Raw genomic sequence first — 25723 nt, forward strand, 5'->3', positions numbered from 1 at the left:
CCGCCTTTTACCCGGTGGGTAGTACCTTTCAAGCGATTTTCAGGTTATGAGCGTTAAATACCCAGAATTTTCCGGATTGAACCTCCCGGCTATTGAGCAGGAGATCCTGGCCAAATGGAACGAAGGACAGGCATTTGAACAAAGTGTTTCACTGCGAGAGGGCAAGACACCCTTTGTGTTTTACGAAGGTCCCCCCAGTGCCAACGGTATGCCGGGTATCCACCACGTGATCTCACGTACACTGAAAGACATGGTCTGCCGCTACAAGACCATGCAGGGCTTCCAGGTAAAACGTAAGGGAGGATGGGATACGCACGGGCTGCCCATTGAATTAGGTGTGGAGAAAGAATTGGGTATCACCAAAGAAGATATTGGCAAGAAGATCTCCGTAGAGGAATACAACCAGAAATGCCGCGAAGCCGTGCTCCGTTACAAGGGCAAATGGGATGAGCTGACCATGAAAATGGGTTACTGGGTAGACCTGAACGATCCCTACATCACCTACGATAACAAATACATTGAAACGCTCTGGTGGATCCTGAGTGAATTGTATAAAAAAGGATACCTCTACGAGAGTGTGAGTATCCAGCCCTATTCACCCGCTGCCGGAACCGGTCTAAGCTCACATGAACTGAACCAGCCGGGAACCTACAAGGATGTGAAAGATACATCTGCCGTGGCCATGTTCAAGGCGGTGAAGAATGCGAAGAGTCAGTTCCTGTTCGATGCAGCCGGATCCGAAGAGGTCTTCTTCATGGCATGGACCACCACACCGTGGACACTGCCTTCCAACCTGGGGTTAACAGTGGGACCTAATATTGATTATGTGTTGGTGAACACATTCAACCCGTACACCCATCTTCCCATCAACGTAGTGCTGGCCAAAGCCTTGCTGGGCAAGTATTTCAAACCGGAAGCAGAGAATGGGGATTTTGCGGGATACAACGAAAAAGCAAAACTGCTGCCCTGGAAAATACTGGCCGAATGCAAGGGATCACAGATCGAAAACTGCGAATACGAGCAGCTGCTGCCTTATGAAGCGAACTCATTGACAGCCATTAAAGAGATCACCCCCGATGCAAAACCATTCCGTGTGATCCTGGGAGATTTCGTTACGACCGAAGATGGTACCGGTATCGTTCATACCGCCCCTGCTTTTGGTGCAGATGACTACCGTGTAGGAAAGAAATACAATATCGGTATCCTGACCATGGTAGACAGGCAGGGTAAATTCGTGGATGGCCTGGGTGAGTTCAGCAACCGTTATGTAAAGAACTACAAGGATGAGAAAGATTATGTGGATGTGAACGTGGACATCAGCGTAAAACTGAAAAAAGAGAACCGAGCATTCAAAGTAGAAAAATACGAGCACAGTTACCCGCATTGCTGGAGAACAGACAAACCCATTCTCTATTATCCGCTGGATGCCTGGTTCATCAGGACCACTGCCGTGAAAGACCGTATGGTGGAGTTGAATAAGACCATCAACTGGAAACCGAGATCTACCGGAGAGGGACGTTTTGGCAACTGGCTGGAGAACATGGTGGACTGGAACCTCAGCCGCAGCCGTTACTGGGGAACACCTTTACCGGTCTGGAGAACGGAAGATGGCGCCGAAGAGATCTGCATTGGTTCCATTGAAGAACTGAACGAGGGTATCCGCAAAGCCAATGAAGTGCTGGGCGGTGACGTGAATAAACATTACCTGCACAAAGGCATACTCGACCTGCACAAACCTTTTGTGGATGATATCATACTGGTGAGCGCTTCGGGTAAACCCATGAAACGAGTGCCGGACCTGATCGACGTTTGGTTCGATAGCGGTGCCATGCCGTATGCACAGTGGCATTATCCTTTTGAGAACAAGGAATATATAGATAAGGGCCAGGTCTTCCCTGCAGATTTCATCTGTGAGGGGGTTGACCAGACCCGTGGCTGGTTCTATACCCTGCACGCACTGGGTGTGATGCTGTTCGACAGCGTAGCCTACAAGGCGGTAGTGAGTAACGGCCTGGTGCTGGACAAGGATGGCAACAAGATGAGCAAACGCCTCGGCAACGTGGTGAATCCTTTTGAGACCATCGAAAAATATGGTGCTGATGCCACCCGCTGGTACCTCATCACCAATGCATCGCCCTGGGATAACCTCAAGTTCGACCTGGCCGGTATTCAGGAAGTGCAACGTAAGTTCTTCGGAACCCTGTATAATACCTACCAGTTCTTTGCGCTGTATGCCAACGTAGATGGTTTTGCCTTTGAGCAGGCTCCTGTTCCATTGGCAGATCGTCCTGAGATCGACCGTTGGATCCTTTCTTCGCTGAATACACTGGTGAAGAACGTGACCCGCTCGATGGATGAGTATGAACCAACCCTGGCGGGCAGGGCCATTGAAGAATTCGTAGATGAACACCTGAGCAACTGGTATGTACGCCTCTGCCGCCGTCGTTTCTGGAAAGGAGAGTATGAGCAGGATAAGATCAGTGCTTACCAGACCCTGTATGAATGCCTGGAGACCATCGTACGCCTGATGGCGCCCATTTCGCCGTTTTTCAGCGATGCGGTGTTCCGTAACCTGAATTCGGTTACCGGAAAATTCACCGTAGCATCTGTACACCATGCCGATTTCCCGGTAGCCAATGAAGCTGCCATTGATACAGCCCTGGAAGAAAGGATGCAGCTGGCACAGGATGTTTGCTCGCTGGTGCTGTCGCTCCGCAAAAAAGTGAATATCAAGGTCCGTCAGCCACTCCAGAAAGTGATGATTCCGGTGCTGGATGCGCGGATGAAGACCCAGCTGGAGAAGATCGAAGACCTGATCAAGGCCGAAGTGAACGTGAAGGAAATGCAGTACATCACTGAAACGGAAGGAGTGATCAGTAAGAAGATCAAAGCCAATTTCAAGGCCCTGGGTACCCGGATGGGGGCCAAAATGAAAGCGGTCAGCGCGGCTATCAGTAATTTTAGCCAGGTGGATATCGCAACAATAGAGAAGGAAGGAAAGTTTACATTAAACATTGATAATGAACAAGTTGCAATAGAATTATCGGATGTGGATATTGTGGCTGAGGATATTCCCGGCTGGAGTGTGGCCGGAAAAGGCAGTCTGACCGTGGCATTGGATATTACCCTGACCGAGGAACTGAAGCAGGAGGGGGATGCACGTGAATTCGTCAATCGTGTGCAAAATATCAGAAAAGAAAGCGGTTTTGAACTGACAGACCGTATATTCGTAACCGTGCTTGATGCCACTGGCCTCAAGCCGTCCATTATTAAATATAACGATTATATTTGCCGCGAAATTTTGGCAGATACCATTGATTGGGCCTCCGAAATAGCGGATGGCACTGAAATTGAGATCAATGATGCGCTGTTGAAAGTGGTTGTAAACAAAAAAGGATAAAACTGTATGCCAACAAAGAAACCTGCTCCGAAAAAGGCGGCTCCAGCCAAGAAAGTGGCTGCCAGGCCAGCTCCTAAACCTGCCCCGACAAAGGCGGGGAAAGCGGCTCCGGCTAAAAAAGCGGCTCCCAAACCTGCGCCCAAACCCGCCAAAAAAGCGGCTCCGGCGAAGAAAGCGGCTGCTAAGCCAGCTCCTAAGAAAGCAGTTCCGGCAAAGAAAGCGGCTGCGAAGCCTGCTCCTAAACCAGCCCCTAAGAAAGTAGCTGCTAAACCCGCCAAAAAAGCGGCTCCGGTGAAAGCAATTGCCAAACCCACTCCTAAACCAGCTCCGGCAAAGGCAGGAAAAGCGGCTGCGAAACCCGCGTCCAAACCCGCCGCTCCTGCCAAAGCAGCAGCGCCGGCTCCTAAACCAGCGCCGGCTCCCATTAAACCAAAAGTAGAAGTGAAACCACAACCGGTTCCACCCGTGAAGCCTGTGAAAAAACAACCAGAACCCATCAAAGACGTTAAAGTACCTAAGATCAGCACCAAGACCAGCGTTCCTTACCAGCCCGGTTATACCCAGTTGGAAAAAAGGGCTGACGCCGCCAGGACTAATGGCGAACCCCTGGTGAAATATAGCGACAGCGACCTGAACGAATTCCGTGAACTCATCAGCAAAAAGCTGGAAGCAGCCAAAAAAGAACTGGCCTATCTGCAGGGCCTGATCACCCGCAAGGATGAAATGGGCGGCGATAACGACGATGCCCGTTACATGACCATGGAAGACGGCAGCATGAGTATGGAAAGGGAGCAACTGAGCCAGATGGCCAGTCGACAGATCACTTATATCGATCACCTGGAAAAAGCCATGATGCGTATCGAGAACAAGACCTACGGTATCTGCCGTGTTACCGGTAAACTGATCGATAAAGCCCGTTTACGTGCCGTACCCCATGCCACCCTCAGCCTGGAAGCCAAACTGGGACTGGTGAAACCGGCTCCTGAACAACAATAAAAAAAACTGTAAATAAGTAAAAAGGCCTCCCGTTCAACGGAGGCCTTTTTTAATATTGAATATTGAACAGATGAACAGACGAACAAGGAATGACGAAGTGGTTTTTGATTAATCTCTGCGAAAACTCCACGTTCTCTGCGGCTCTGCGGTGAATAGACCCCAGAATATCCGGCAAGGAATCCCGTCATGGATAGGAATGATGGATATTGCAGAATCACTCCGATCATCATTCATCTGTTCCTTGTTCGTCTGTTCAATATTCACCTCACTTCCTGCATATCCACCAGCTTTTTATAGATACCGTTATGGGCCAGTAACTGGTCGTGGTTGCCACGTTCAACGATCTCTCCTTTCTGGAGTACAATGATCTCATCGGCATGACGGATGGTGGATAGGCGGTGGGCGATAACAAGTGATGTCCGGTTCTGCATCATGTTATTGATGGCATCCTGCACCAATCGTTCGCTTTCGGTGTCGAGCGAGGAAGTGGCTTCATCCAGGATCAGGATCGGTGGGTTTTTCAGTACCGCACGGGCAATGGTCAGGCGCTGTCTTTCGCCACCGCTCAGTTTACTGCCCCTGTCGCCGATATTGGTGTCAAATCCCTCCTCTTTGTGGCGGATAAAATACAGGGCATTGGCCACCGTGGCAGCGTGTTCGATCTGTTCGCGTGTTACATGGTCAACCCCCAAAGCAATATTGTTCGAAATGGTATCATTGAACAGGATCGGCTCCTGTGTCACGATACCCATCAGGTTGCGTACCGAGTGCAGCTGGTAATCTTTGATATTGACGCCGTCGATCAGCAGTTCACCTTCTGTTACATCATGAAAACGGGGTACCAGGTCGGCCAGTGAACTCTTACCTGCACCGGAAGAACCCACCAGGGCAACGGTCTTACCCTTTTCGATCACCAGGTTGATGTTCTTCAGGATCATTTTGTCCTCATATGCGAAAGAGACGTTCCTGAACTCAATGCTTTTATTGAAGGAGATGATCTCAGCAGCGTCCTTTTTATCGGTAACAGTGATCGGAGCCTGTAATATCTCCTCAATGCGTTGAATGGCTGCACTGCCGCGCTGCGCGTTGTAAAAGGCAGTGGATAAGGATTTGGCGGGATTGATGATCTGAGTAAAGAATACGATATACGTGATGAAACTCTCGGGGCTCAGTCCCACTTCCTGGTTTAGTACCAGTTTACCGCCAAACCACAGGATACAGCTTAAAACCAACACACCCAGGAATTCCGACATAGGCGAAGCCAGGTCGCGGCGGAAATTCATCCGGTTGCGGATATGGTTCAGCGTATCATTGGTTTGAAAGAATTTACCGCGCAGGATCTTTTCAGCGTTAAAAGCTTTGATCACCCGCAGGCCACCCAGTGTTTCATCCAGTATCGACATCAGGGTGCCCAGTGTTTCTTGTGAGGCGGTGGATTGTTTCTTGAGCGATCGGCTTACGCGGCCGATGATAAAACCGGTCAGAGGTAATAATACCAGCAGGAACAGGGATAAGGCTGGACTCAGGTATACCAGCGACACCAGGATGATGAGGATGTTCAAGGGATCACGGATCAGTCCTTCCAGGGTACTCATCACGCTCCATTCCACTTCATTGGCATCGTTGCTCATACGGCTGATGATATCGCCCTTGCGCTGCTCTGTAAAAAAGCCAATGGGAAGTTCCAGTATCTTGGCATACAGGTCGGAACGGAGTTTGGTCATCACGTAGTTACGCATGGGTGCCAGTACCCGGAAAGAGAGGTAAGTGAATAGGTTCTTGAAAAAAATGGCAATGATGATGATCAGGCAAATGGCTCCCAAAGCGTAGATCTCACCATGGTCGGAAATTAATCTGCCGATATAGTATTTTAGGTAGTTGAGGATGCTTTCGGCTGAAAAAGAGAGGCCGGGCTGTACATTCAGAAATTTCTCTTTCCCGAACAGCATCTGCAGAAAAGGGGCCAGCATGGCCAGCGATACCAGCGAAAAAACGATGGAGAGCAGGTTAAACAGGACATAAAGCACTATGTTCCGTTTCTGGCTTCTCAGGTAAAAAAGTATGCGGGAAAATCGCTTCATAAAATGTAAAACCTTTAAAACGCAGCAAAGTAACTAATTTTGCAGTCAATCAAATGTTAGAATATGGAGGAAGGAAAACGGCAAAGACAGGTGGCAGGTGCTTTACAGGAGGAACTGAACGATATTTTCAGGCGTTTGAACCTGGCCATGATCGATGGCGGAATGGTATCCATTTCTTCCGTAAAAGTGACGCCCGACCTGCTGGAAGCACGTATTTACCTGAGCCTGTTCCAGGTAAAAGATACCCAGGCAGTGATGAAAACGATCGAATCCAGGGCATGGGAAATCAAGAAAGAACTGGCCGACCGTGTAAAACACCAGCTGCGCCGGATCCCTGTATTGCATTTTTACCTGGATGACACACTTGATTATGTGTTTAAGATGGAAGAGATTTTTAAACAGATCAAACAGGACAAACCTCCGGGAGAGGAGAATTAGCTGATTGGCTAATTCGCTAATTCGTTAATCCGCCCATCCAATGAATTTTCTTTTTGCCTGGCGCTATTTCCGCTCCAACAAATCTACCAATGCCATCAACGTGATCGCCTGGATCAGCGTTACGGCCATCGCGGTGGGCAGTGCGGCGTTGATCATAGTGTTGAGCGTGTTCAATGGTTTTGAGGACCTGGTGAAAGGCCTCTATGCCGATTTCTATGCCGATATACGTGTTACTCCGGCACGTGGTAAAACCTTTCATTTTCCCGGTGATAAAATGCAGCAACTGAAAAGCACGCCGGGTATTGCCGTGATCAGTTTTGTAGTAGAGGAAAAAGCTGTGCTCAGTGGGGCTCTGCAAACCATCGTGTCTGTGAAAGGGGTGGATGAACAGTATACTTCGGTTAACCACATCAATACACCCGAACATATCCCTCGCGGCAAATTTGCATTGGGCACGGTGGCCGAACCACAACTGGTGGTAGGCGCCGGCATAGAAAATGCTGCGGGCATTGATGTAGAGAAACCCGGTTACGGAGCCACCCTCTACCTGCCCAACCGCCAGGCCGCCCGGTTAAGCGCCGATGATGGCCTTAATGCTTTCAATATCACACCCGCAGGCACATTCATGGTGCAGCAGGATTTCGACAATAAGTATGTATTCACCAACCTTGGTTTTGTAAAATACATGCTGAATATGGATGCTGATGAATACAGTGCCATTGAAATGAAAATATCCGACAACCCCGACAAAGTGAAACAACAATTGCAGGCACAGTTGGGGAAAGATTTTTTGGTAGAGACCCGATATGAACAGAACCGGAGCCTGTACGCTGTTATGCAGGTGGAAAAATGGGTGATCTACGGTATTCTGTCACTGATACTGGTGGTTGCGGCATTTAATATGATCGGCGCACTGACCATGCTGGTGCTGGAAAAGCAGAAAGACATTGCTGTACTCAAAGCCATGGGTGCCAGTAACCAGGCGGTACAGGGCATCTTTTTAAGTGAAGGACTGCTATTGGCAGCATTGGGTGGTGGGACTGGTATGTTACTTGCGAGCCTGATTTGCTGGTTACAGATCCGGTTTCATTTCATCAAATTAGGTGGCAACACTTTCATCATCGATTATTACCCCGTTAAAATGGTGGCAGGCGATTTTCTCCTGGTCATCGCTACCATCGCTTTCATTGCCGTACTGGCTGCCTGGATACCCGCCCGCAAAGCAGGACAACAATTGTTCTCTTTAAAAAGTTAGGTTCCGCTCCGCACCTTCGCACCGCTGCGAGCCATCTTCACATCGATATCTAAAAAAGAACCCATCACAAAGGATGGGCTCCGGTTATTTTTCAAACAGGGTGGATCAATAATCGCCCAGCGTCTCAGGCAACTGCGCCAGTGCTTTGGCCAGTTGTTCATCACTCGGGGCAATGCCATGCCATTCATGACTGCCTTCCATGAAATCAACGCCTTTACCCATTTCAGTTCTCATGAGTATGCAGATGGGTTTGCCCTGGCCGGTCATTGATTTGGCCTTATCCATTGTCTTAATGATATCGTCCATATCGTTGCCGTCCATTTCCAGAACGGTCCAGTCAAAAGCTTCGAATTTAGCGCGCAGGTTACCCAATGCCATCACTTTTTCTGTAGGTCCATCGATCTGCTGTCCGTTCCAGTCAATGGTAGCGATCAGGTTATCCACTTTGTTATGCGAAGCGAACATGATGGCTTCCCAGTTCTGTCCTTCATCCAGTTCACCATCCCCATGCAGGGAGAATACAAGGTGGTTATCGCCATTTAGTTTTTTGGTCAGTGCGGCGCCGATAGCAACACTCATACCCTGGCCCAGTGAACCGCTGGCCACGCGTACACCCGGTAAATGTTCATGGGTGGTGGGGTGTCCCTGCAAACGGGTATTCAGCTTACGGAAACTGGCCAGTTCCTTTACATCAAAATAACCGGAACGGGCCAATACTGAGTAGAATACAGGAGAAATATGGCCATTGGAAAGGAAGAACAGGTCTTCATTTTTTCCGTCCATGGTAAAATGGGTATCGTGTTTCATGATGTGGAAATACAGGGCGGCCAGGAAATCGGCACAACCCAGTGACCCACCGGGGTGACCACTCTGAACACCATGCACCATTCTAACGGTATCGCGCCTTAATTGAGAGGCTACGTTTTTTAACTCCTGTATACTTGCCATAAAGCTGTTGATTATGGCTGCGAAGATAGGGGAAAGTTAAAAGTCTGGAATGCGGAGCCGGGTATAGATGTTCGACCCTGGAAAAACCAGGCGCCAACTACAGGCTCCCAACTCCAAACTATTCATTAATTTCGCCCCACTTTAAACAATAGTTATGTCGGACGAATTACATATGATTATCCAGGAAGGGGAAGATGGTATGCAGAAAGCGATCGCCCACCTGGAAACAGAACTGACCAGGATCCGGGCGGGAAAAGCCAACCCCGGTATGCTGGATGGCGTGAATGTAGAATATTATGGTGCCCCAACCCCCATTGCCCAGGTGGCCAATGTGAGCGTACTGGATGCCCGTACCATCAGCATCCAGCCATGGGAAAAGAATATGCTGCAGGCTATTGAAAAAGCCATTATGCAGGCCAACATCGGCATCACCCCACAGAACGATGGTATGCAGATCCGTCTGTTCCTGCCCCCGTTGACAGAAGAAAGACGAAAAGAACTGGTAAAAAAAGCCAGCGGAGAAGGGGAACAATCCAAAGTGGCCATCCGCAGTATCCGCCGCGATGCCATTGAACAGGTAAAAAAACTGCAGAAAGACGGCCTGAGTGAAGACGCGGCTAAAGATGGTGAAAAAACCATCCAGGAACTGACAGATAAGTTCATTGGCCTGGTAGAGAAACACCTGTCCATCAAAGAAAAAGAAATCATGACAGTGTAGGATGGGGACTAGATGCTGGATGCTAGATGCTGGATACTGGTAGGAATAAGTATCCAATATCCAGCATCTAGTATCTAGTATCTAGTATCCAGGATCTAGCATCCAGCATCCAGCATCTAGTATCTAGCCTCCAGCCTGCTCCTCCTTCCAATATTGTGTAAACCCGTATTTTTCCGATTTCTCGTTAAAAGTCTGCACGATCGCCTGCTCCAGTGAGATCCCCAGCAAAGAAGCCAGCAGGTCCAGGTAAATGGCGATACCGCCGATCTCTTCCTGTAACATTTCCGGTGTAATGTCTTTGGCCGTATAACTGCTGCCGCCATCCACACCGCCTAAGGCTACGCGCTGCATTTTTTTGATCATATTGCAGAGTTCGCCTACTTCGCCTGCCAGTGCAGTGGTCCAGTAAGTGAGGGGTTGGTTATCGTAGGTTTTAAAACCTTCTTTCGCCCTTTGTACATTCAGTTCCCTGAATTTTTCCAGATCAAGTTTCATAGATTGATAAGTATGATGAACAGCATTATTTTTTATTAACGAGGTATACGCCTACGAGGATGATGCCCAGACAACCCACCTGCAGCCAGGTAATGGTTTCGCCGCTCCACAGTCCCCACATCACTGCAATGAACGGGATACCGTAAGTGACCATGGAAGCGAACAGGGTCCCGGCTTTTTTTACCAGCATGTAGAACAGGATAGACGCTATGGCTGTTCCGAATACACCCAATACAACGGACGCGAGTGTTGACAATAGCACGTCGGTATGCAATAACGGTAAGGCAAAATAACCGGTGATCTGTAAAATGATCAGGGTGGGTATGATGAGAAACACAAATGCCAGTGAAGCGATATTGAGCGAACCCACGCCCTGCATATGCCTGCCTACCATGTTCACATTGATGCCATAAAAGAGCGTGGCCAGCAATACCAGCAGGGAATAGGAAAAATCTTCAAAACGAAAATTTCCTTTGGGGGCGATGAGCAGGCACAGCCCAGCAAAACCCACCAGCACACCGATGATCTTCCGGCTGCCGGCCTGTAACTGGAAAAAAGCCATACCCAGCAGGATGGTGAACAAAGGCGTTAACGCATTCAGGATGCCCGCCAGCGAACTGTCTATCCGGGTTTCGGCAATACAAAAAAGATAAGCAGGGAAAAAACTCCCCAATAAACCGGATAGGATCACCAGGAATAATTTGTCTTTGGGTACTTCCTTCAACGCTTTGCGGGCAAAGGGTATCAGGATCACTCCGGCGCTGAGTATTCTTAACGAGGCTACCTGGTAGGGTGTAAGCACGCGCATGCCTTCTTTCATCAGGATAAAGGAGCTGCCCCAGATCAGGGATAACACGAGAAAAAGTGACCAGTGGATGAGTTTGTCTTTCAATGCCCGACTAATTTGGCCAAAGTTGGTGTTTTTACAAAAGCAAAGGAATAAATTTATGGAAACGTAACCTATGGCAACCGAGCATATCAAAAAGATGACTACCCGGGCTCCCAAGGGATGGAGTAAGGAACGGACCCGGATAAAAACAGCCAAACTGCTGGCAGAACTTGACGACCTGCAGAACCTCCTGTTTGCACAATCCAAACATGCCGTACTGATTGTGATACAGGGAATGGACGCCAGTGGCAAAGACGGATTGATACGCAATGTACTCGGCAAGCTGAATCCCCAGGGTGTCTGGGTGCGTCCTTTCAAAGCGCCTACACCGGAAGAGCTGTCGCACGATTTTCTCTGGCGTGTTCATCAGCACGTACCTCCGAAAGGCGTGATACAGGTATTCAACCGGTCGCATTATGAAGACGTGCTGGTTACCCGCGTACATGGGTGGTGCAGCGATAAGCTGGCTATCGAACGCATGAAAGCTATCAACGATTTTGAAGAATTGCTGGTGAAACACAATCATACGCATATCCTGAAATTTTACCTGCATATTTCACCGGAAGAACAGCAACAGCGTTTGCAGGAAAGGATCCGTGACCCCAAGAAACAGTGGAAATACAACGAACGGGATTTTGAAGAGGCCAAACTCTGGGACCTGTATATGAAAATGTACCAGGACTGTTTCACACATTGCAACAAAATACCCTGGCATATCATACCGGCCGACCAGAACTGGTACAAGGAATACCTGGTGGCAAAAGCCCTGCATGACCTGCTCAGTTCTTTAAAAATGCAATACCCCGGATTGAAAAAATAGCTTTGCGGGTTGGAGGCATTGTCGTATTTTAACGAAAATAAAATATCCTACTATGGGAATGCTGAAAGAATTCAAGGAGTTTGCCATGAAGGGCAACCTCGTAGACATTGCCGTTGCCTTTGTAATGGGTGCTTCCTTCGGAAAGATCGTCACTTCTTTTGTAGATGGTATCGTGATGCCACTGGTGGGCATGCTTACCGGTGGGGTCAATTTCAATGATAAGGTATGGGTGTTAAAAGATGCCGTTCCCGAAGTGAAGGATGCTGCCGGTACGGTCGTAACTCCCGGAGTGGCCGAAGTGGCCGTAAAATATGGCGCATTCATCACCAACCTCTTCGATTTTATCATAGTGGCTTTTTCCGTCTTCCTGGTGATTAAAGCCATCAATAAACTAAAACGCGAGGAACCAGCCAAACCCGCTGCCCCGCCGGAACCCTCCAATGCCGATAAACTACTGGCCGAGATCCGCGATTCGCTGAAAAGGGCGGAAACGAAGGATTGACGTTCGTGAGGTGTGAGTGGTGAATGGGAAAACCTTAATGAGCCACCTACTCCCTACTCACGACTGACGCCTCACAGCCCCTCGCCGGTGGATAACTATTGTTCCCCGGGTGCCCGTTATATGCCTTATTCAGTTTTCTTTGCAGCTAAAGCTATGACCCGTGAATAATGTGAGTTACCAGATCAAGTTGGACCAGTTTGAGGGCCCCTTCGACCTGTTATTGTTTTTTATCGAGAGGGATGAACTGGATATCTATAATATTCCCATCACCAAGATCATTAATGATTTCCTGGAGTTCATTCACCAGGGAGAGAAACTGAATATTGAGCTGAGCAGTGAGTTCATCCTGTTCGTATCCACCCTGATGCGGATCAAAGCCAGGTTATTGCTGCCACGTAAGGAAGTGGATGCGCAGGGTAACGAGATCGATCCGCGCCAGGAATTGATCGACAAGATCCTCGAATACAAACGCTTTAAGGAAGCTGCCGCTAAAATGGCCGAAATGGAAGCAGAGCGCATGCTGATGATCAAACGCGGCAATCTGCAGCGCGAAATATCCATGATCGGCGAAGAGGCTTCAGAGGGCACCGAGATACAGAACATTACTCTCTTCAAGCTGATGAAAGCTTTTGAGAAAGTGATGCTGCGTGTACAACAGCGCCAGAACAAACCCGTGCATACTGTGGTGAGGTATAACTACACCATGGAGGGCAGTCGCGACTATATGCTGAATGTGGTACAAAGAGAAAAAACGGTCTCTTTCGAAAAAGTGTTTGAAGTGTGTAACGACCGGATCCATGCCCTCTTCCTGTTCCTTTCGCTGCTGGAACTTTCGCAGCAGAAATTCATGAAACTGCTGGTAGGTCCAGGTATGAACAATTTCATCGTAGAATGGAATGAACACCGCGAAGAAGACCTGGAAGCAGAAGGTAATGTGGGTGATTCGGATATCATCGGCGATAATGCCATTGGCGAAGAAGATACGTCACTGCCGGAAGAATAGTTCTTGCTTTCGGTCAAATAAAAAAATCCGGTTCAAACTGAACCGGATTTTTTTATTGTCTTTTATATTCGTTTATCCTACGATAGCGCTGCGGACAGTGATCTTTTCTTTCATCAGTTCTCTGACGGCATCCGCAATACCCTGTGCATCGTAGGCACATTCGCGGTGCAGCTCCTTGGGGGTTCCGTGTTCTACCAGCCTGTCGGGAATACCCAGTATGGTTACATCCGCTTTGTAATTATGCCGGTTCATGAACTCAAGAATGGCGCTGCCAAATCCGCCTACAACGGTTCCATCTTCTACGGTCACAATTTTGCTGTACCTGCTGAACGCTTCGTGTAACAGGTCTTCGTCAATGGGTTTTACAAACCGCAGATCGTAATGTGCGGGGTTGATGCCCTGGGTCCGCAGTTCACGTATGGCGGCCTGTGCAAAATTGCCGGGATGTCCGAAACTTAAGATAGCGATCTCTTCTCCATCCTTTAATTTTCTTCCTTTGCCGATCGGTAATTCCTCAAAGGGGGTTCTCCATTCCGGCATCATGCCTTCCCCTCTCGGATAGCGGATCACAAAGGGATAGTTATTTTTATCCAGCTGTGCAGTATACATGAGGTTGCGCAATTCCTGTTCGTTCATAGGTGCACTGATCACCATATTGGGGATACAGCGCATATAAGGAATATCGTAACAGCCGTGGTGGGTAGGTCCGTCTTCGCCAACCAGTCCGGCGCGATCCAAACAAAAGACCACAGGCAGTTTCTGAATCGCCACATCGTGCACTACCTGGTCGTAGGCCCTTTGCATGAACGACGAATAGATATTGCAGAAAACACGCATGCCTTGTGTGGCCAGTCCGGCACTCACGGTAACGGCATGTTGTTCGCAGATACCAACATCAAAAGCCCTGTCCGGCATTTGCTCCATCATGAATTTCAGTGAGGAACCGCTTGGCATGGCAGGGGTTACACCCATGATATGCTTGTTCTGTTCTGCCAGTTCGATCATGGTGTGCCCGAACACATCCTGGTATTTGGGTGGCTGGGGCGTATCGATCTTTTTCTTGTATATCTCACCGGTCACTTTATCGAACAGGCCTGGGGCGTGCCACTTGGTCTGGTCTTTTTCGGCCAGTGCATATCCTTTTCCTTTTACGGTCACAATGTGTAACAGTTTGGGGCCGGGTATCTTTTTCAGGTCGTTGAGGGTATCTACCAGTTTGGTGATATTGTGCCCGTCTATGGGTCCGAAATATCGGATCTGCAAAGCTTCGAACAGGTTGCTGCTCTTGGTTACTACGCTTTTCAGTCCCGCTTCCAGTTTGCTGGCCATATCGCGACTGAAATTCTTGCCTACGGGTAGTTTGCCCATCAGGTTCCAGATATCATCGCGCATTTTATTGTAAGTGGGCGATGTGGTGATATCGGTCAGGTATTCTTTCAGCGCGCCTACATTGGGGTCAATGCTCATGCAGTTATCGTTGAGGATGATGAGCACGTCGCTATTGGCCACGCCGGCATGGTTCATGGCTTCAAATGCCATTCCGGCTGTCATGGAGCCATCACCGATCACAGCCACGGATTTCCGGCTCTCGCCTTTGTACCTGGCAGCCATGGCCATACCCAGGGCAGCCGAAATAGAGGTGGAGGAATGCCCCACGCCGAAAGTATCGTATTCACTCTCACTGCGTTTCGGGAAACCGCTGATGCCTTTGTATTTGCGGTTAGTGACAAAATTATCTCTCCGGCCGGTCAGGATCTTATGTCCGTAGGCCTGGTGGCCCACATCCCATACCAGCTGATCGTAGGGAGTATTGTATACGTAGTGCAGGGCTACAGAGAGCTCTACCACGCCAAGGCTGGCCGCAAAATGACCGCCATGAACGCTTACTACGTCTACAATGTACTGACGGAGTTCATCGCAAACCTGGTGTAACTGTTCGCGACTGAGTTTCTTAAGATCGTCGGGGTTATTGATCGATTGTAACAGGGGACCTGCGGTTATCTGCATGCAGACGGATTTATATGGTAAAAATAGGCATTTTGTTCGGAAACAGGGCTTTGTTCGGGTATAGAAACATGCCGGATCACCGGAAGGTTCGGCGGTTCAAAACATTAATTTCTGCCAAACAGAGGCTGATTTTGCCTTTAATCAAATTTCGGGCGGCTTGGGGCATGCTTTCCGTTTATATTTGTTCCAACATGAGAAGTAAATCTTCATTATACTGGACTTGCCAGTTGGGTGGTTGGTTATTCTATGGGTTGACCATGGTATTCTTCGCATTTATTTTCGAGAATAAGACCAATAATATCCTGTACCCCCGCATTGCCATTACCATTCTGATCGGGCTAACGTTTACGCACCTGCTCAGGGAACTCATCGTCCGGCTGAAACTCCGGCCACCCATACAGGTACAGAAATGGTGGTTGCTGATCATTACCGTGCTCAGTATCATCATCCTGTTCAACCTCGCCAACAGCGCCCTCGTGGAATGGCTGAAAATGTATGATCCCAAGATCAAAGTATCGGTAGAAAAGAGGTTTCTCTATAACCTGATTCTCGATTCACCCCTGGTGTTGGTTTGGTTCTCAGCCTATTATATCTGGCATTATGTTGATCTGGGTTCCAAAACCGAGATCCAGAAAGCCCGTCTCGAAAGCCTGGTAAAAGAGCTGGAGCTCAAGACCATCAAATCGCATATCAATCCCCATTTTATTTTTAATGCGTTGAACAGTATCCGTGCGCTGGTAGACGAGAATCCGGAAAGGGCGCGTACAGCTATCACCGAACTGAGTAATATCCTGCGAAGCAGCATGCAGGCGGAGAAAATGGAAACTGTGCCTTTTGAACGCGAACTGAATATTGTAAAAGATTACCTGGCATTGGAATATATCCGTTTTGAGGACAGGTTACAGGTGGAATACGATATTGATGAAGACACCCTCGACCAGCCCGTTCCGCCGATGATGCTGCAGACACTGGTAGAGAATGCCATCAAACACGGTATTGGCAAACAGAAGGGGGGAGGACTGATCCGCGTGATATCGGATTACCGGAATGACCAGCATGAACTGATTGTACAGAACAGCGGTCACCTGGATGCGAACGGCAACAGTGATGGCTTCGGCATCAACAGCACCCGTAACCGACTGAAACTGTTGTTTGGCGGGAAAGCTTCATTTGAAATCCGGAATACCGAACAGAACATGGTGGAAGCCGTGGTGAAAATGCCGGTACAGGAATTGCATTCTTAAATTCTATTCATAAATTAGTAGTATGGCACTCAAAGCAATTATTATTGATGATGAAAGGCTGGCCCGCAACGAGTTAAAAAAACTGCTGCAGGATCATTCCGATATTGAAGTGATCGAGGAAGCCGCCAATGTGGATGACGGTATTGAGAAGATAGAAACGCTGAACCCCGATCTGATCTTCCTCGATATACAGATGCCCGGCAAAACCGGTTTCGATCTGCTGGCTGAAGTGGAAAAAGCTCCTAAAGTCATTTTCACCACCGCTTATGACGAATATGCCATCAAAGCCTTCGAGGTGAATGCACTGGATTACCTGTTAAAGCCGATAGAACCCAAACGCTTAGCCGATGCCATTCAGAAACTGCAGGCAGAGATCTTTAAAGAGAATGTGGGTATCAATGGACTGAACCGCGGTCCGCTGACCGAGTTCGACCAGGTGTTCGTGAAAGATGGCGAACGTTGCTGGTTTGTGAAACTGGGTGAGATCCGCCTGTTCGAGAGCGTTGGTAACTACGCCAAAGTGTTTTTCGGTACGCACAAACCCCTTATCCTGAAATCGCTGAATGCGCTGGAGGAAAGACTGGATGAAAGGATGTTCTTCAGGGCCAACCGCAAACATATCATCAACCTCCGCTGGATCGAAAAGATCGAGCCTTATTTCAACGGGGGACTGCTGGTAGACCTGAAAGGGGGCGAGAAGATAGAAGTGAGCCGCAGGCAGACAGTGAAGTTCAAGGAAATGATGAGTTTATGATAACAGGGCGCCCGGCGCCCTTTTTTTATGCTCGTTTGTCCGCTTGTCAGAATATTTGGGGCAAACCCTTTCCTGTCATTATCTTGTTCTCTCATCATTACATGAATCAACAACATATGAAACAAATATCTTCTCTGCTGGTATTGTTAGCCATGACTGCCGGCGTTTTTGCACAAAAGGCAGAAACCATCATCAATGCCAAAGAAGTGGAGCGGATCGAACGGATCCTGTCTGCTGATGATATGCAAGGCCGCCGCACTTTCACACCCGGGATCGAGAAAGCGGCAGCATTCATTGCCGATGAATTCAGACAGACAGGTCTGCAGACAGTACAGAACAGCGGAACCTACCTGCAATCATTCGCCATGCTGCGTCCCAAATTCATCAGCGCCAGCTGCAGCTTTGATGGGGTATCGGTAGACAGCCGAGATGTAATCGTGGTGACCTGCAAGGAAGACCTGAAACTGGATGAAACTTCGGGTTATGAAAAAGTGACCATCGCTGCAGGTGCCAATCTGTTCTCCGAAGCAAGAAAGTATATCAATGCCAAAAAGAACTACCTGGTGCTGGTAGATACGAGTTACGCCAAAACCTTCAACCAGCTTACCCGTGCCAAATCGCAGCTGTACCAATCGGATTACAGTACGGTGTTCATACTGGCTGCTGCCAACCCCAAACGTTTTGAGGTAAGTGCCAAACATACGTTTACCGAGCAGTCGCTGGCTAATGTGGTGGGCGTGTTGCCGGGTAAAAGCAAAAAGAACGAGTATGTGATTTTCTCCGGTCACTACGATCACCTGGGTATCATGAGCAAGGATCGTCAGGGCAATGTGCTGACCGATTCTATCTTCAACGGCGCCAATGATGATGCTGCCGGAACCACGGCAGTGATCATGCTGGCCAAATATTTCAAGGCGTTGAACAACAACGAACGTACGCTCATCTTCGCGGCTTTTACCGCAGAGGAAGTGGGCGGCTTCGGGGCAACTTATTTTTCGCGCCAGTTCAACCCGGAAGAGGTGAAAGCCATGTTCAATATCGAGATGATCGGTACCGAGAGCAAGTGGGGAAGGAATTCAGCCTATATCACCGGGTATGAAAAAACAGATATGGGAAAGATCCTGCAGGGCAACCTGGAAGGAACCGGTTTTACCTTCTATCCGGATCCCTATCCCACACAGAACCTTTTCTACCGTTCAGATAATGCTACCCTGGCCAGACTGGGTGTACCGGCACATACCATTTCCACTTCCAAAATGGACAATGAACCCAATTACCACAAAGCCAGTGACGAGATCGGCACACTGGATATGGAGAACATGGCCATGATCATCAACGCCATTGCGCTCAGCTCACGCGGTATTGTCAGCGGTAAAGAAACACCTTCGAGGGTGGATGTATCCGGATTGAGATGAGGATCGTGAGTGGTGAGTAGGCAGTTGTCAATGGTGAATGGTCAATAGGGGGTAAAGAGGAAGGGGTTGGTTTTAACTGATATCAGTTTAAAACCAACCCCTTTATTCATTAACGAATTTGTATTACACTACCTACTCACCACTCACCACTCACCATTCACGCACTCACCGGCACGCTATGTATGGCGTTGCTGATCTCCTTGATCAGGGAGGGGTCTTTTTCGATGGCATTGCCCACTACGATCACATCGGCACCAGCTTTGCAGTTGTGGTAAGCTTTTTCGGGTTCGGTAATGCCGCCGCCGATGATGAGGGGGATACTGATGTTACGGGCCACTTTTTCGATCATGGACTCGGGAATGGGACGTTTGGCGCCGCTGCCGGCATCCATGTATATCAGTTTCATGCCGAGCATTTCTCCCGCCATGGCAGTACACATGGCGATCTCGTTCTTGTCGGCAGGAATAGGCGTAGCGTTTGAAATATACGATACCGTGGTAGGGGCACCACCGTCGATCACCATATAACCGGTAGGCATGATCTCGAGACCGCTCTTTTTAACAAAGGGGGCACTGATCACGTGCTGACCGATCAACAGTTCTGGGTTACGACCGGAAATGAGCGACAGGTATAAAAGTGCATCCGCATATTTGCTAACCTGGGAGGGAGACCCGGGAAACAGTAACACGGGGATATGGCAATTGGCTTTGATCTGCTGGATACATTCATCCAGGTGACTGGAAATGACCAGGCTGCCACCTACAAAAAAATAATCTACCCGGGCATCGGTGGCCAGCGTCACCAGTTGATCGATCTTTTCATTATCGACCTTATCGGGGTCAATCAGTACAGCAAAGGATTTCTTGCCCGATTTTTTATTGGTCTCAAATTGTTGATACAAGCCTGGTTTCATTCAGTAGTGGATAGATACTGTTGCAAAAATGCAAAAAAGTTTTTATTTAAAACCGCTTATTCAGCTGTGTTTTCGATACCGTTCGGAAAGATAAGCCATTCCGGGCGAATTGGGTGGTTAGGGGGTAGTTGTTCCCCCACAGGATTATTTCTGTTTAACTACTCACATTTACGGAAAATTATTGGTTTAACAGCCTGTTTGGGCAAAAATTATTTTCTACACCTGTGCAGATTCGCTCAAAATCAATGGGGATTTGAGGTGCGAAATATTCGCTATTCCTTATCCACAACCTGTTGATATTTCAGAACAGGATATCTGAAAACGGAAGGATATTTTCGTCAACCGCTTAACTTTTTTGTTAGGCCGGGGGAATTTATCCAGAACCCATAAAAATACACCTGCATTATGTCTAACCCTCGCGCTACCAAAGGCTTACAATTCAGTCGCCGCTTCACCAAAGATGGTGTGAGCCCTTTCGATATGTTCGAATATGATTACCGCGACAGCGTAATCAAGAACCCCAACGGGGAGAAAGTTTTTGAAATGAACAATGTGGAGGTTCCCAAGCAATGGAGTCAGATTGCCACGGATATCCTCGCACAGAAATATTTCCGTAAAGCGGGTGTTCCCCAGCCGGATGGGTCGGTTGGGCGCGAAACCAGTGTGAAACAGGTAGCACACCGTATGGCCAACTGCTGGCGCGTATGGGGTGAGCGTTATGGCTATTTTGCATCTAAAGCAGATGCGCAGGTATTTTATGAGGAGCTGGTATACAGCATCCTGAACCAGGCCTGTGTGCCTAACTCTCCGCAGTGGTTCAATACCGGTCTGCACGAGAGCTATGGTATCACCGGTAAACCCCAGGGGCACTATTATGTGGATCCCAAGGACAAGAAATTAAAGAAATCAACCAATGCCTATGAGCGTCCTCAGCCACACGCCTGTTTTATCCTGAGTGTGAATGATGACCTGGTAAATGAGGGCGGTATCATGGATCTCTGGACCCGTGAAGCCCGTATCTTCAAATACGGATCAGGGGTGGGTACCAACTTCTCTCAGATCCGTGGCGGTGGTGAGAAATTATCAGGTGGTGGTACTTCCAGCGGTCTGATGAGTTTCCTGAAGATCGGCGATCGTGCTGCAGGAGCCATCAAAAGCGGCGGTACTACCCGCAGGGCAGCCAAAATGGTTTGTCTTGACCTGGATCACCCCGAGATCATGGAATTCATTAACTGGAAAGTAGGGGAAGAAGATAAAGTGGCCGCACTGGTGGCTGCCGGTTACGACAACAGTTACGAAGGAGAAGCCTATGCCACTGTTTCCGGTCAGAACTCCAATAACTCGGTGCGTATCCCCAACTCATTCTTCAAGGTACTGGAAGCCGATGGTGACTGGGAGCTGAAAGCCCGTACCGATGGCCGTACCATGAAAAAGATCCCGGCCCGCGAAGTATGGAAGCAGATTTCTTATGCAGCATGGCGCTGTGCAGATCCCGGTACCCAATACGATACCACCATCAACGAATGGCATACCTGTCCCAAAGGCGGAAGGATCAATGCTTCCAACCCTTGCTCAGAATACATGTTCCTAGATAACACCGCATGTAACCTGGCATCCATCAACCTGCGTAAGTTCCACGATGACGATACCAATATCTTCGATGTGGAAGGTTTTGAATATACCAGCCGTCTGTGGACCACTGTTCTGGAGATTTCTGTGTTAATGGCGCAGTTCCCTTCCAAAGAAGTGGCACAGCTGTCGTTCGATTACCGTACACTGGGTCTTGGATTTGCCAACCTGGGCTCCATGCTCATGGTGAGCGGTATCCCTTACGACAGTGAGGAAGCCCGTGGTATTGCAGGCGCCATCACTGCGATCATGACCGGTGTGGCTTACAAGACCTCCGCTGAAATGGCCGGATTCCTGGGTGCTTTCGACAAATACGAAGAGAACAAAGAAGATATGCTGCGCGTCATGCGCAACCACCGCGCTGCCGCTTACGATGCAGAAGATGCCTATGTAGGTCTGGAGATCAAACCACAGGGCATCAATGCCAAATACTGCCCGGATTACCTGCTGAAAGCCGCTACCAAAGCATGGGATGAAGCGGTACAGCTGGGAGAGAAATACGGCTACCGCAATGCACAGACCACTGTGATCGCCCCTACCGGAACCATTGGTCTGGTAATGGATTGCGATACCACCGGTGTAGAGCCCGATTTCGCCCTGGTGAAATTCAAGAAGCTGAGCGGTGGTGGTTATTTCAAGATCATCAACCAGTCAGTACCACAGGCATTGCGTAACCTGGGTTACAACCCGGAGCAGGCAGAAGCCATTGAAAAATATGCCGTAGGAGCGGCCAGCTTTGAAGGGGCACCTTTCATCAACCCCACTTCACTGCGCGAGAAAGGATTCACTGATCCCGAGATCGAGAAACTGAACGGTGCAGCCAAATCTGCATTTGAGATCGGATTCCTGTTTAACCGCTTTACCCTGGGCGATGAGTGCATGCAGCGTTTGGGCTTTACCGAAGAGCAGTATGCCGACTGGAGCTTTAACCTGCTGGAGGCATTGGGCTTCACCGAAGAGCAGATAGATGCGGCCAATGATTATGTGTGCGGAACCATGACCATTGAAGGGGCGCCTTTCCTGAAAGACGAACACCTGCCTGTATTTGACTGTGCCAATAAGTGCGGTAAAAAAGGCGAAAGATATATCCACGCTTACGGACATATCCGTATGATGGCGGCCTGTCAGCCTTTCCTGAGCGGTGCGATTTCAAAAACCATCAACCTGCCGCATGAGGCAACAATCGAGGAAATTGCAGATTGTTATATGCTGAGCTGGCAGCTGGGCCTCAAAGCCAATGCCCTGTACCGCGATGGTTCCAAACTGAGCCAGCCTTTGAGCAATAAGTCGGACAAGAAAAAGAAGACAGACGAAAAGGGGGAGGATGCGGTTGCTGAGAACGAGCCTGCTGCAGCAGCCGAGACTGTATCACAGATCGTAGACCTGAGCAAATTAACTGTAGATGAATTATTGGAGGAAGTACAGAAGCGTATGCAGGCTTCTACCGATACCAAGTTCAAACGCGCTTTATCAGGTATCGTAGAGAAAAAATCATTACCGGCCAAACGCCGTGGTTTTACGCAGAAAGCGAAGATCGGCGGACAGGTGATCTTCCTGCGTACCGGTGAGTACAGCGATGGAACCCTGGGTGAGATCTTCATCGATCTGGCCAAAGAAGGTTCTACCCTCAGAAGTTTCATGAACTGTTTCGCCATCGCGATCTCCGTGGGCCTGCAGTATGGTGTGCCATTGGAAGAATTCGTAGAGAAATTCGTATTCACCAAGTTCGAACCATCCGGTATGGTAGACCATCCGAATATCAAGACCACCACTTCACTGGTAGACTTTGTATTCCGTGCGCTTGCCTTCGAATACCTGGGCCGTACCGACCTTGTACACGTGCTGGACAAACCCAGCATCGGCAATACCGGTGAAGGGGATGATGCAGGAGATGCCACATTCCTGGGAAAACCTGAGTTGAGCAGCATCCGTGTAACAGCACCGTCTGCCAATACCAGCGCCGCTCCCCAGCCGCAGAAATTACAGCGCGCAGCCGCAACGGTGAATGAAGACAATGGAATGAACGCCGTGAACGCTGCTGCCAAAAACATGCAGAGCGATGCGCCGGCCTGTAATACCTGCGGACATATCACCATCCGCAGCGGTACCTGCTACAAATGCCTGAACTGTGGTAACAGTATGGGTTGCAGCTAAAAACATCCGTTAGATACTGATATATAATAAGGGCCGAAAGGCCCTTATTTTTTGCCTGTAGGGTATGCAGGCACAGTATTTTGTTTTACAATATGGAATACAGGCAATAGCAGGTAAATATCTTTTCTTATCCCTTGCCGATACTTTTTTGACTTTCGGCTAAAACGCTTTTTGTAACAACCGAAATAACTTATTTTCATTCCCTCAACGAATCTCAAAATCAATATTGCTATATGGGCGATCTCCAGATCAAAAAAGAAAGCAAGAAATACGATGCCGTCATTGTTGGCTCCGGTGCGGGTGGCGGTATGGCTGCGTATGTATTGGCCAAATCGGGCCTGAAAGTATGCCTGATAGAAGCAGGACCTGATTATGATCCTGCCAAACATTCTTCCCAGTTAAAAAATCCATGGGACTCTCCCCGCCGTGGCGCCAGCACCAAGTTCAGACCCTTCGGTGATTTCGACGGATGTTACTGGGGTTGGGAAATTGACGGAGAACCCTATACTATGGCCGAAGGCAGTGCCAAATGGGACTGGTGGCGGGCACGTATGATCGGTGGACGTACCAATCACTGGGGGCGTATTTCCCTGCGTTTTGGTCCGAAAGATTTCAAACGCAGAAGTATTGACGGATTGGGTGATGACTGGCCCATCGGTTACGAAGATGTGAAACCTTATTACGATAAGATCGATCAGCTGATCGGGGTCTTTGGATCTAATGAAGGATTGCCCAATGATCCGGATGGTATTTTTTTACCGCCGCCCAAGCCCAGGCTGCATGAGCTGATGATCAAAAAAGCGGCAACAGGTATGGGTATTCCTGTGATCCCCTCCCGTTTATCGATCCTGACCAAAAAAATCAATGATGAGCGTGGCGCTTGTTTCTATTGTGCGCAGTGTGGCAGGAGTTGTAAAGTGTATGGCGATTTTTCGTCCTCTTCCGTACTCATCAAACCGGCTGTGGCAACTGGTAACGTAGATGTGATCACCAATGCCATGGCGCGTGAAGTGATAACCAATGCTGAAGGTATTGCTACAGGCATTTCTTATGTGAACAAAGCAGATATGATGGAGTACCAGGTAAGCGGCCGTGTAGTGATACTGGCAGCCAGTGCCTGCGAAACCGCCCGTCTGTTGCTGAACTCAAAATCAACCCGCCATCCCAATGGTTTGGCCAACGATAGCAATGTGGTAGGTAAATACCTGCACGATTCTACCGGTGCCGCTGTAGGTGGTGTATTGCCACAATTGTATGGCCGCAAGCGTTACAACGAAGACGGTGTAGGAGGTATGCACGTGTATACGCCGTGGTGGTTAGACAATAAAAAATTAGACTTCCCTCGTGGTTACCATATTGAGTACTGGGGAGGCATGGGCCAGCCGGCATATGGTTTCGGTATGGGCATGCAATACCAGAACGGCAAGTATATGGTGAATGGTAAAACCAAGGAAGCCGGAGGTTATGGTGCCGGACTGAAAGAAGATGCCCGCTTCTTCTATGGAGCAGGCGTAGGTATGGCCGGCAGGGGTGAAGCGGTTCCCAACATCAACAACTATTGCGAGATAGATCCGAAAGTGGTTGATAAATACGGGATCCCTGTTCTGCGTTTCCATACCAATCATTCCGAGTACGAGATCAAGCAGGCCAAACACATGAAGGAGACCTTTAAAGAGATCCTGCATAATATGGGAGCCGTTATTACCTGGGGCGGAGATGATGATGAAAAGAACAACTGGGGACTGAACAACCCCGGCAACATCATCCACGAAGCCGGAACCGTTCGTATGGGTGCAGACCGTAAGACCTCTGCCCTGAACAAATGGAGCCAGGCACACGATTGCAAGACCCTGTTCTGCGTGGATGGCAGCCAGTTCACCTCACAGGCCGATAAGAACATCACCTGGACGATCCTGGCGCTCTCTATGCGTGCTTCGGAGTATATTATTGATGAAATGAAAAAACAAAACCTTTGATCGCTGATTGATATGATTATTAGTATGATCGCACAGATTGTTCTTTCAGTGAAATCATACTAATAATCATATCCATCAGAGATTAT

General features: G+C 48.8%; 19 protein-coding genes. 13 read left to right on the forward strand and 6 right to left on the reverse strand.

All coding sequences use genetic code 11. The features are described 5' to 3' along the window. Positions 1–46 precede the first annotated feature (46 nt). Positions 47–3400 (forward strand): isoleucine--tRNA ligase, encoded by a 3354-nt coding sequence (gene ileS, locus ACH3Y6_RS05885; RefSeq protein ID WP_490834665.1) that lies wholly within the window; start codon positions 47–49, stop codon positions 3398–3400. A 6-nt stretch (positions 3401–3406) separates the two neighbouring features. Beyond that, complete coding sequence (locus ACH3Y6_RS05890) at positions 3407–4396, forward strand: TraR/DksA family transcriptional regulator (RefSeq protein WP_490834666.1); 990 nt, start codon at positions 3407–3409, stop codon at positions 4394–4396. A 260-nt stretch (positions 4397–4656) separates the two neighbouring features. On the opposite strand, the gene ACH3Y6_RS05895 is transcribed toward ACH3Y6_RS05890, so the two are convergent. Continuing rightward, complete coding sequence (locus ACH3Y6_RS05895) at positions 4657–6477, reverse strand: ABC transporter ATP-binding protein (protein ID WP_490834667.1); 1821 nt, start codon at positions 6475–6477, stop codon at positions 4657–4659. A 63-nt stretch (positions 6478–6540) separates the two neighbouring features. On the opposite strand from ACH3Y6_RS05895, the gene rbfA reads away from it, so the two are divergent. Together rbfA and ACH3Y6_RS05905 are read left to right on the forward strand one after the other, a co-directional pair. Next, complete coding sequence (gene rbfA / locus ACH3Y6_RS05900; RefSeq protein WP_490834668.1) at positions 6541–6915, forward strand: 30S ribosome-binding factor RbfA; 375 nt, start codon at positions 6541–6543, stop codon at positions 6913–6915. A 40-nt stretch (positions 6916–6955) separates the two neighbouring features. Continuing rightward, positions 6956–8170, forward strand: coding sequence for an FtsX-like permease family protein (locus ACH3Y6_RS05905; protein WP_490834669.1), 1215 nt, complete (start codon positions 6956–6958; stop codon positions 8168–8170). A 105-nt stretch (positions 8171–8275) separates the two neighbouring features. On the opposite strand, the gene ACH3Y6_RS05910 is transcribed toward ACH3Y6_RS05905, so the two are convergent. Then, complete coding sequence (locus tag ACH3Y6_RS05910; protein ID WP_490834670.1) at positions 8276–9118, reverse strand: transketolase; 843 nt, start codon at positions 9116–9118, stop codon at positions 8276–8278. Between the two features lie 154 nt (positions 9119–9272). Here ACH3Y6_RS05910 and frr point away from each other — a divergent pair, with 154 nt between their 5' ends. Continuing rightward, positions 9273–9836: a ribosome recycling factor gene (frr, locus tag ACH3Y6_RS05915; protein ID WP_490834671.1), complete on the forward strand. Its 564-nt coding sequence runs from the start codon at positions 9273–9275 to the stop codon at positions 9834–9836. A gap of 123 nt (positions 9837–9959) precedes the next feature. On the opposite strand, the gene ACH3Y6_RS05920 is transcribed toward frr, so the two are convergent. Together ACH3Y6_RS05920 and ACH3Y6_RS05925 are read right to left on the reverse strand one after the other, a co-directional pair. Further along, a complete protein-coding gene (locus tag ACH3Y6_RS05920) occupies positions 9960–10331 on the reverse strand; it encodes a nucleoside triphosphate pyrophosphohydrolase family protein (protein ID WP_490834672.1) in 372 nt (123 codons plus the stop codon). 25 nt (positions 10332–10356) lie between these two features. Then, positions 10357–11223, reverse strand: a complete 867-nt coding sequence (locus tag ACH3Y6_RS05925) for a DMT family transporter (RefSeq protein WP_490834673.1) — start codon at positions 11221–11223, stop codon at positions 10357–10359. A 70-nt stretch (positions 11224–11293) separates the two neighbouring features. Between ACH3Y6_RS05925 and ACH3Y6_RS05930 the strand changes: the two genes are divergently transcribed. From ACH3Y6_RS05930 to ACH3Y6_RS05940, 3 genes are all read left to right on the forward strand, one after another. Further along, entirely contained in the window at positions 11294–12040 is a 747-nt protein-coding gene (locus ACH3Y6_RS05930; RefSeq protein ID WP_490834674.1) for a PPK2 family polyphosphate kinase, read from the forward strand. A 52-nt stretch (positions 12041–12092) separates the two neighbouring features. Beyond that, complete coding sequence (gene mscL / locus ACH3Y6_RS05935; RefSeq protein WP_490834675.1) at positions 12093–12542, forward strand: large-conductance mechanosensitive channel protein MscL; 450 nt, start codon at positions 12093–12095, stop codon at positions 12540–12542. Between the two features lie 160 nt (positions 12543–12702). Beyond that, positions 12703–13545, forward strand: coding sequence for a segregation and condensation protein A (locus tag ACH3Y6_RS05940; RefSeq protein ID WP_490834676.1), 843 nt, complete (start codon positions 12703–12705; stop codon positions 13543–13545). A gap of 72 nt (positions 13546–13617) precedes the next feature. On the opposite strand, the gene dxs is transcribed toward ACH3Y6_RS05940, so the two are convergent. After that, positions 13618–15552: a 1-deoxy-D-xylulose-5-phosphate synthase gene (gene dxs / locus ACH3Y6_RS05945; RefSeq protein WP_490834677.1), complete on the reverse strand. Its 1935-nt coding sequence runs from the start codon at positions 15550–15552 to the stop codon at positions 13618–13620. A gap of 191 nt (positions 15553–15743) precedes the next feature. Here dxs and ACH3Y6_RS05950 point away from each other — a divergent pair, with 191 nt between their 5' ends. The 3 genes from ACH3Y6_RS05950 (at position 15744) to ACH3Y6_RS05960 (ending at position 18965) form a co-directional block, all read left to right on the forward strand. Further along, positions 15744–16796 (forward strand): sensor histidine kinase, encoded by a 1053-nt coding sequence (locus tag ACH3Y6_RS05950; RefSeq protein WP_490834678.1) that lies wholly within the window; start codon positions 15744–15746, stop codon positions 16794–16796. Positions 16797–16818: 22 nt separating this feature from the next. Next, positions 16819–17550, forward strand: coding sequence for a LytR/AlgR family response regulator transcription factor (locus tag ACH3Y6_RS05955; RefSeq protein WP_490834679.1), 732 nt, complete (start codon positions 16819–16821; stop codon positions 17548–17550). Between the two features lie 116 nt (positions 17551–17666). Next, positions 17667–18965: a M28 family metallopeptidase gene (locus ACH3Y6_RS05960; RefSeq protein WP_490834680.1), complete on the forward strand. Its 1299-nt coding sequence runs from the start codon at positions 17667–17669 to the stop codon at positions 18963–18965. 157 nt (positions 18966–19122) lie between these two features. Here the strand turns inward: ACH3Y6_RS05960 and ACH3Y6_RS05965 are convergent, their stop codons facing one another. Beyond that, on the reverse strand, positions 19123–19878 hold the full coding sequence (locus ACH3Y6_RS05965; protein ID WP_490834681.1) for a phosphoglycerol geranylgeranyltransferase: 756 nt from the start codon (positions 19876–19878) through the stop codon (positions 19123–19125). Positions 19879–20283: 405 nt separating this feature from the next. Between ACH3Y6_RS05965 and ACH3Y6_RS05970 the strand changes: the two genes are divergently transcribed. Both ACH3Y6_RS05970 and ACH3Y6_RS05975 read left to right on the forward strand, forming a co-directional pair. Next, positions 20284–23661, forward strand: coding sequence for a vitamin B12-dependent ribonucleotide reductase (locus ACH3Y6_RS05970; RefSeq protein WP_490834682.1), 3378 nt, complete (start codon positions 20284–20286; stop codon positions 23659–23661). A 233-nt stretch (positions 23662–23894) separates the two neighbouring features. Next, positions 23895–25637 (forward strand): GMC oxidoreductase, encoded by a 1743-nt coding sequence (locus ACH3Y6_RS05975; RefSeq protein WP_490834683.1) that lies wholly within the window; start codon positions 23895–23897, stop codon positions 25635–25637. The last annotated feature ends 86 nt before the right edge of the window (positions 25638–25723 follow it).

The sequence above is a fragment of the Sediminibacterium sp. FW305-C-269 genome (assembly GCF_058231045.1).

Excerpts from the sequence above, each read along its gene's own strand:
- ileS (WP_490834665.1), top strand. The coding sequence starts at position 47 with ATGAGCGTTAAATACCCAGAATTTTCCGGATTGAACCTCCCGGCTATT.
- ACH3Y6_RS05970 (WP_490834682.1), top strand. The coding sequence starts at position 20,284 with ATGTCTAACCCTCGCGCTACCAAAGGCTTACAATTCAGTCGCCGCTTC.
- ACH3Y6_RS05950 (WP_490834678.1), top strand. The coding sequence starts at position 15,744 with ATGAGAAGTAAATCTTCATTATACTGGACTTGCCAGTTGGGTGGTTGG.
- ACH3Y6_RS05910 (WP_490834670.1), bottom strand. The coding sequence starts at position 9,118 with ATGGCAAGTATACAGGAGTTAAAAAACGTAGCCTCTCAATTAAGGCGC.
- ACH3Y6_RS05975 (WP_490834683.1), top strand. The coding sequence starts at position 23,895 with ATGGGCGATCTCCAGATCAAAAAAGAAAGCAAGAAATACGATGCCGTC.
- ACH3Y6_RS05890 (WP_490834666.1), top strand. The coding sequence starts at position 3,407 with ATGCCAACAAAGAAACCTGCTCCGAAAAAGGCGGCTCCAGCCAAGAAA.
- ACH3Y6_RS05920 (WP_490834672.1), bottom strand. The coding sequence starts at position 10,331 with ATGAAACTTGATCTGGAAAAATTCAGGGAACTGAATGTACAAAGGGCG.
- rbfA (WP_490834668.1), top strand. The coding sequence starts at position 6,541 with ATGGAGGAAGGAAAACGGCAAAGACAGGTGGCAGGTGCTTTACAGGAG.
- ACH3Y6_RS05905 (WP_490834669.1), top strand. The coding sequence starts at position 6,956 with ATGAATTTTCTTTTTGCCTGGCGCTATTTCCGCTCCAACAAATCTACC.
- ACH3Y6_RS05965 (WP_490834681.1), bottom strand. The coding sequence starts at position 19,878 with ATGAAACCAGGCTTGTATCAACAATTTGAGACCAATAAAAAATCGGGC.
- ACH3Y6_RS05930 (WP_490834674.1), top strand. The coding sequence starts at position 11,294 with ATGGCAACCGAGCATATCAAAAAGATGACTACCCGGGCTCCCAAGGGA.
- ACH3Y6_RS05955 (WP_490834679.1), top strand. The coding sequence starts at position 16,819 with ATGGCACTCAAAGCAATTATTATTGATGATGAAAGGCTGGCCCGCAAC.
- frr (WP_490834671.1), top strand. The coding sequence starts at position 9,273 with ATGTCGGACGAATTACATATGATTATCCAGGAAGGGGAAGATGGTATG.
- mscL (WP_490834675.1), top strand. The coding sequence starts at position 12,093 with ATGGGAATGCTGAAAGAATTCAAGGAGTTTGCCATGAAGGGCAACCTC.
- ACH3Y6_RS05960 (WP_490834680.1), top strand. The coding sequence starts at position 17,667 with ATGAAACAAATATCTTCTCTGCTGGTATTGTTAGCCATGACTGCCGGC.
- dxs (WP_490834677.1), bottom strand. The coding sequence starts at position 15,552 with ATGCAGATAACCGCAGGTCCCCTGTTACAATCGATCAATAACCCCGAC.
- ACH3Y6_RS05895 (WP_490834667.1), bottom strand. The coding sequence starts at position 6,477 with ATGAAGCGATTTTCCCGCATACTTTTTTACCTGAGAAGCCAGAAACGG.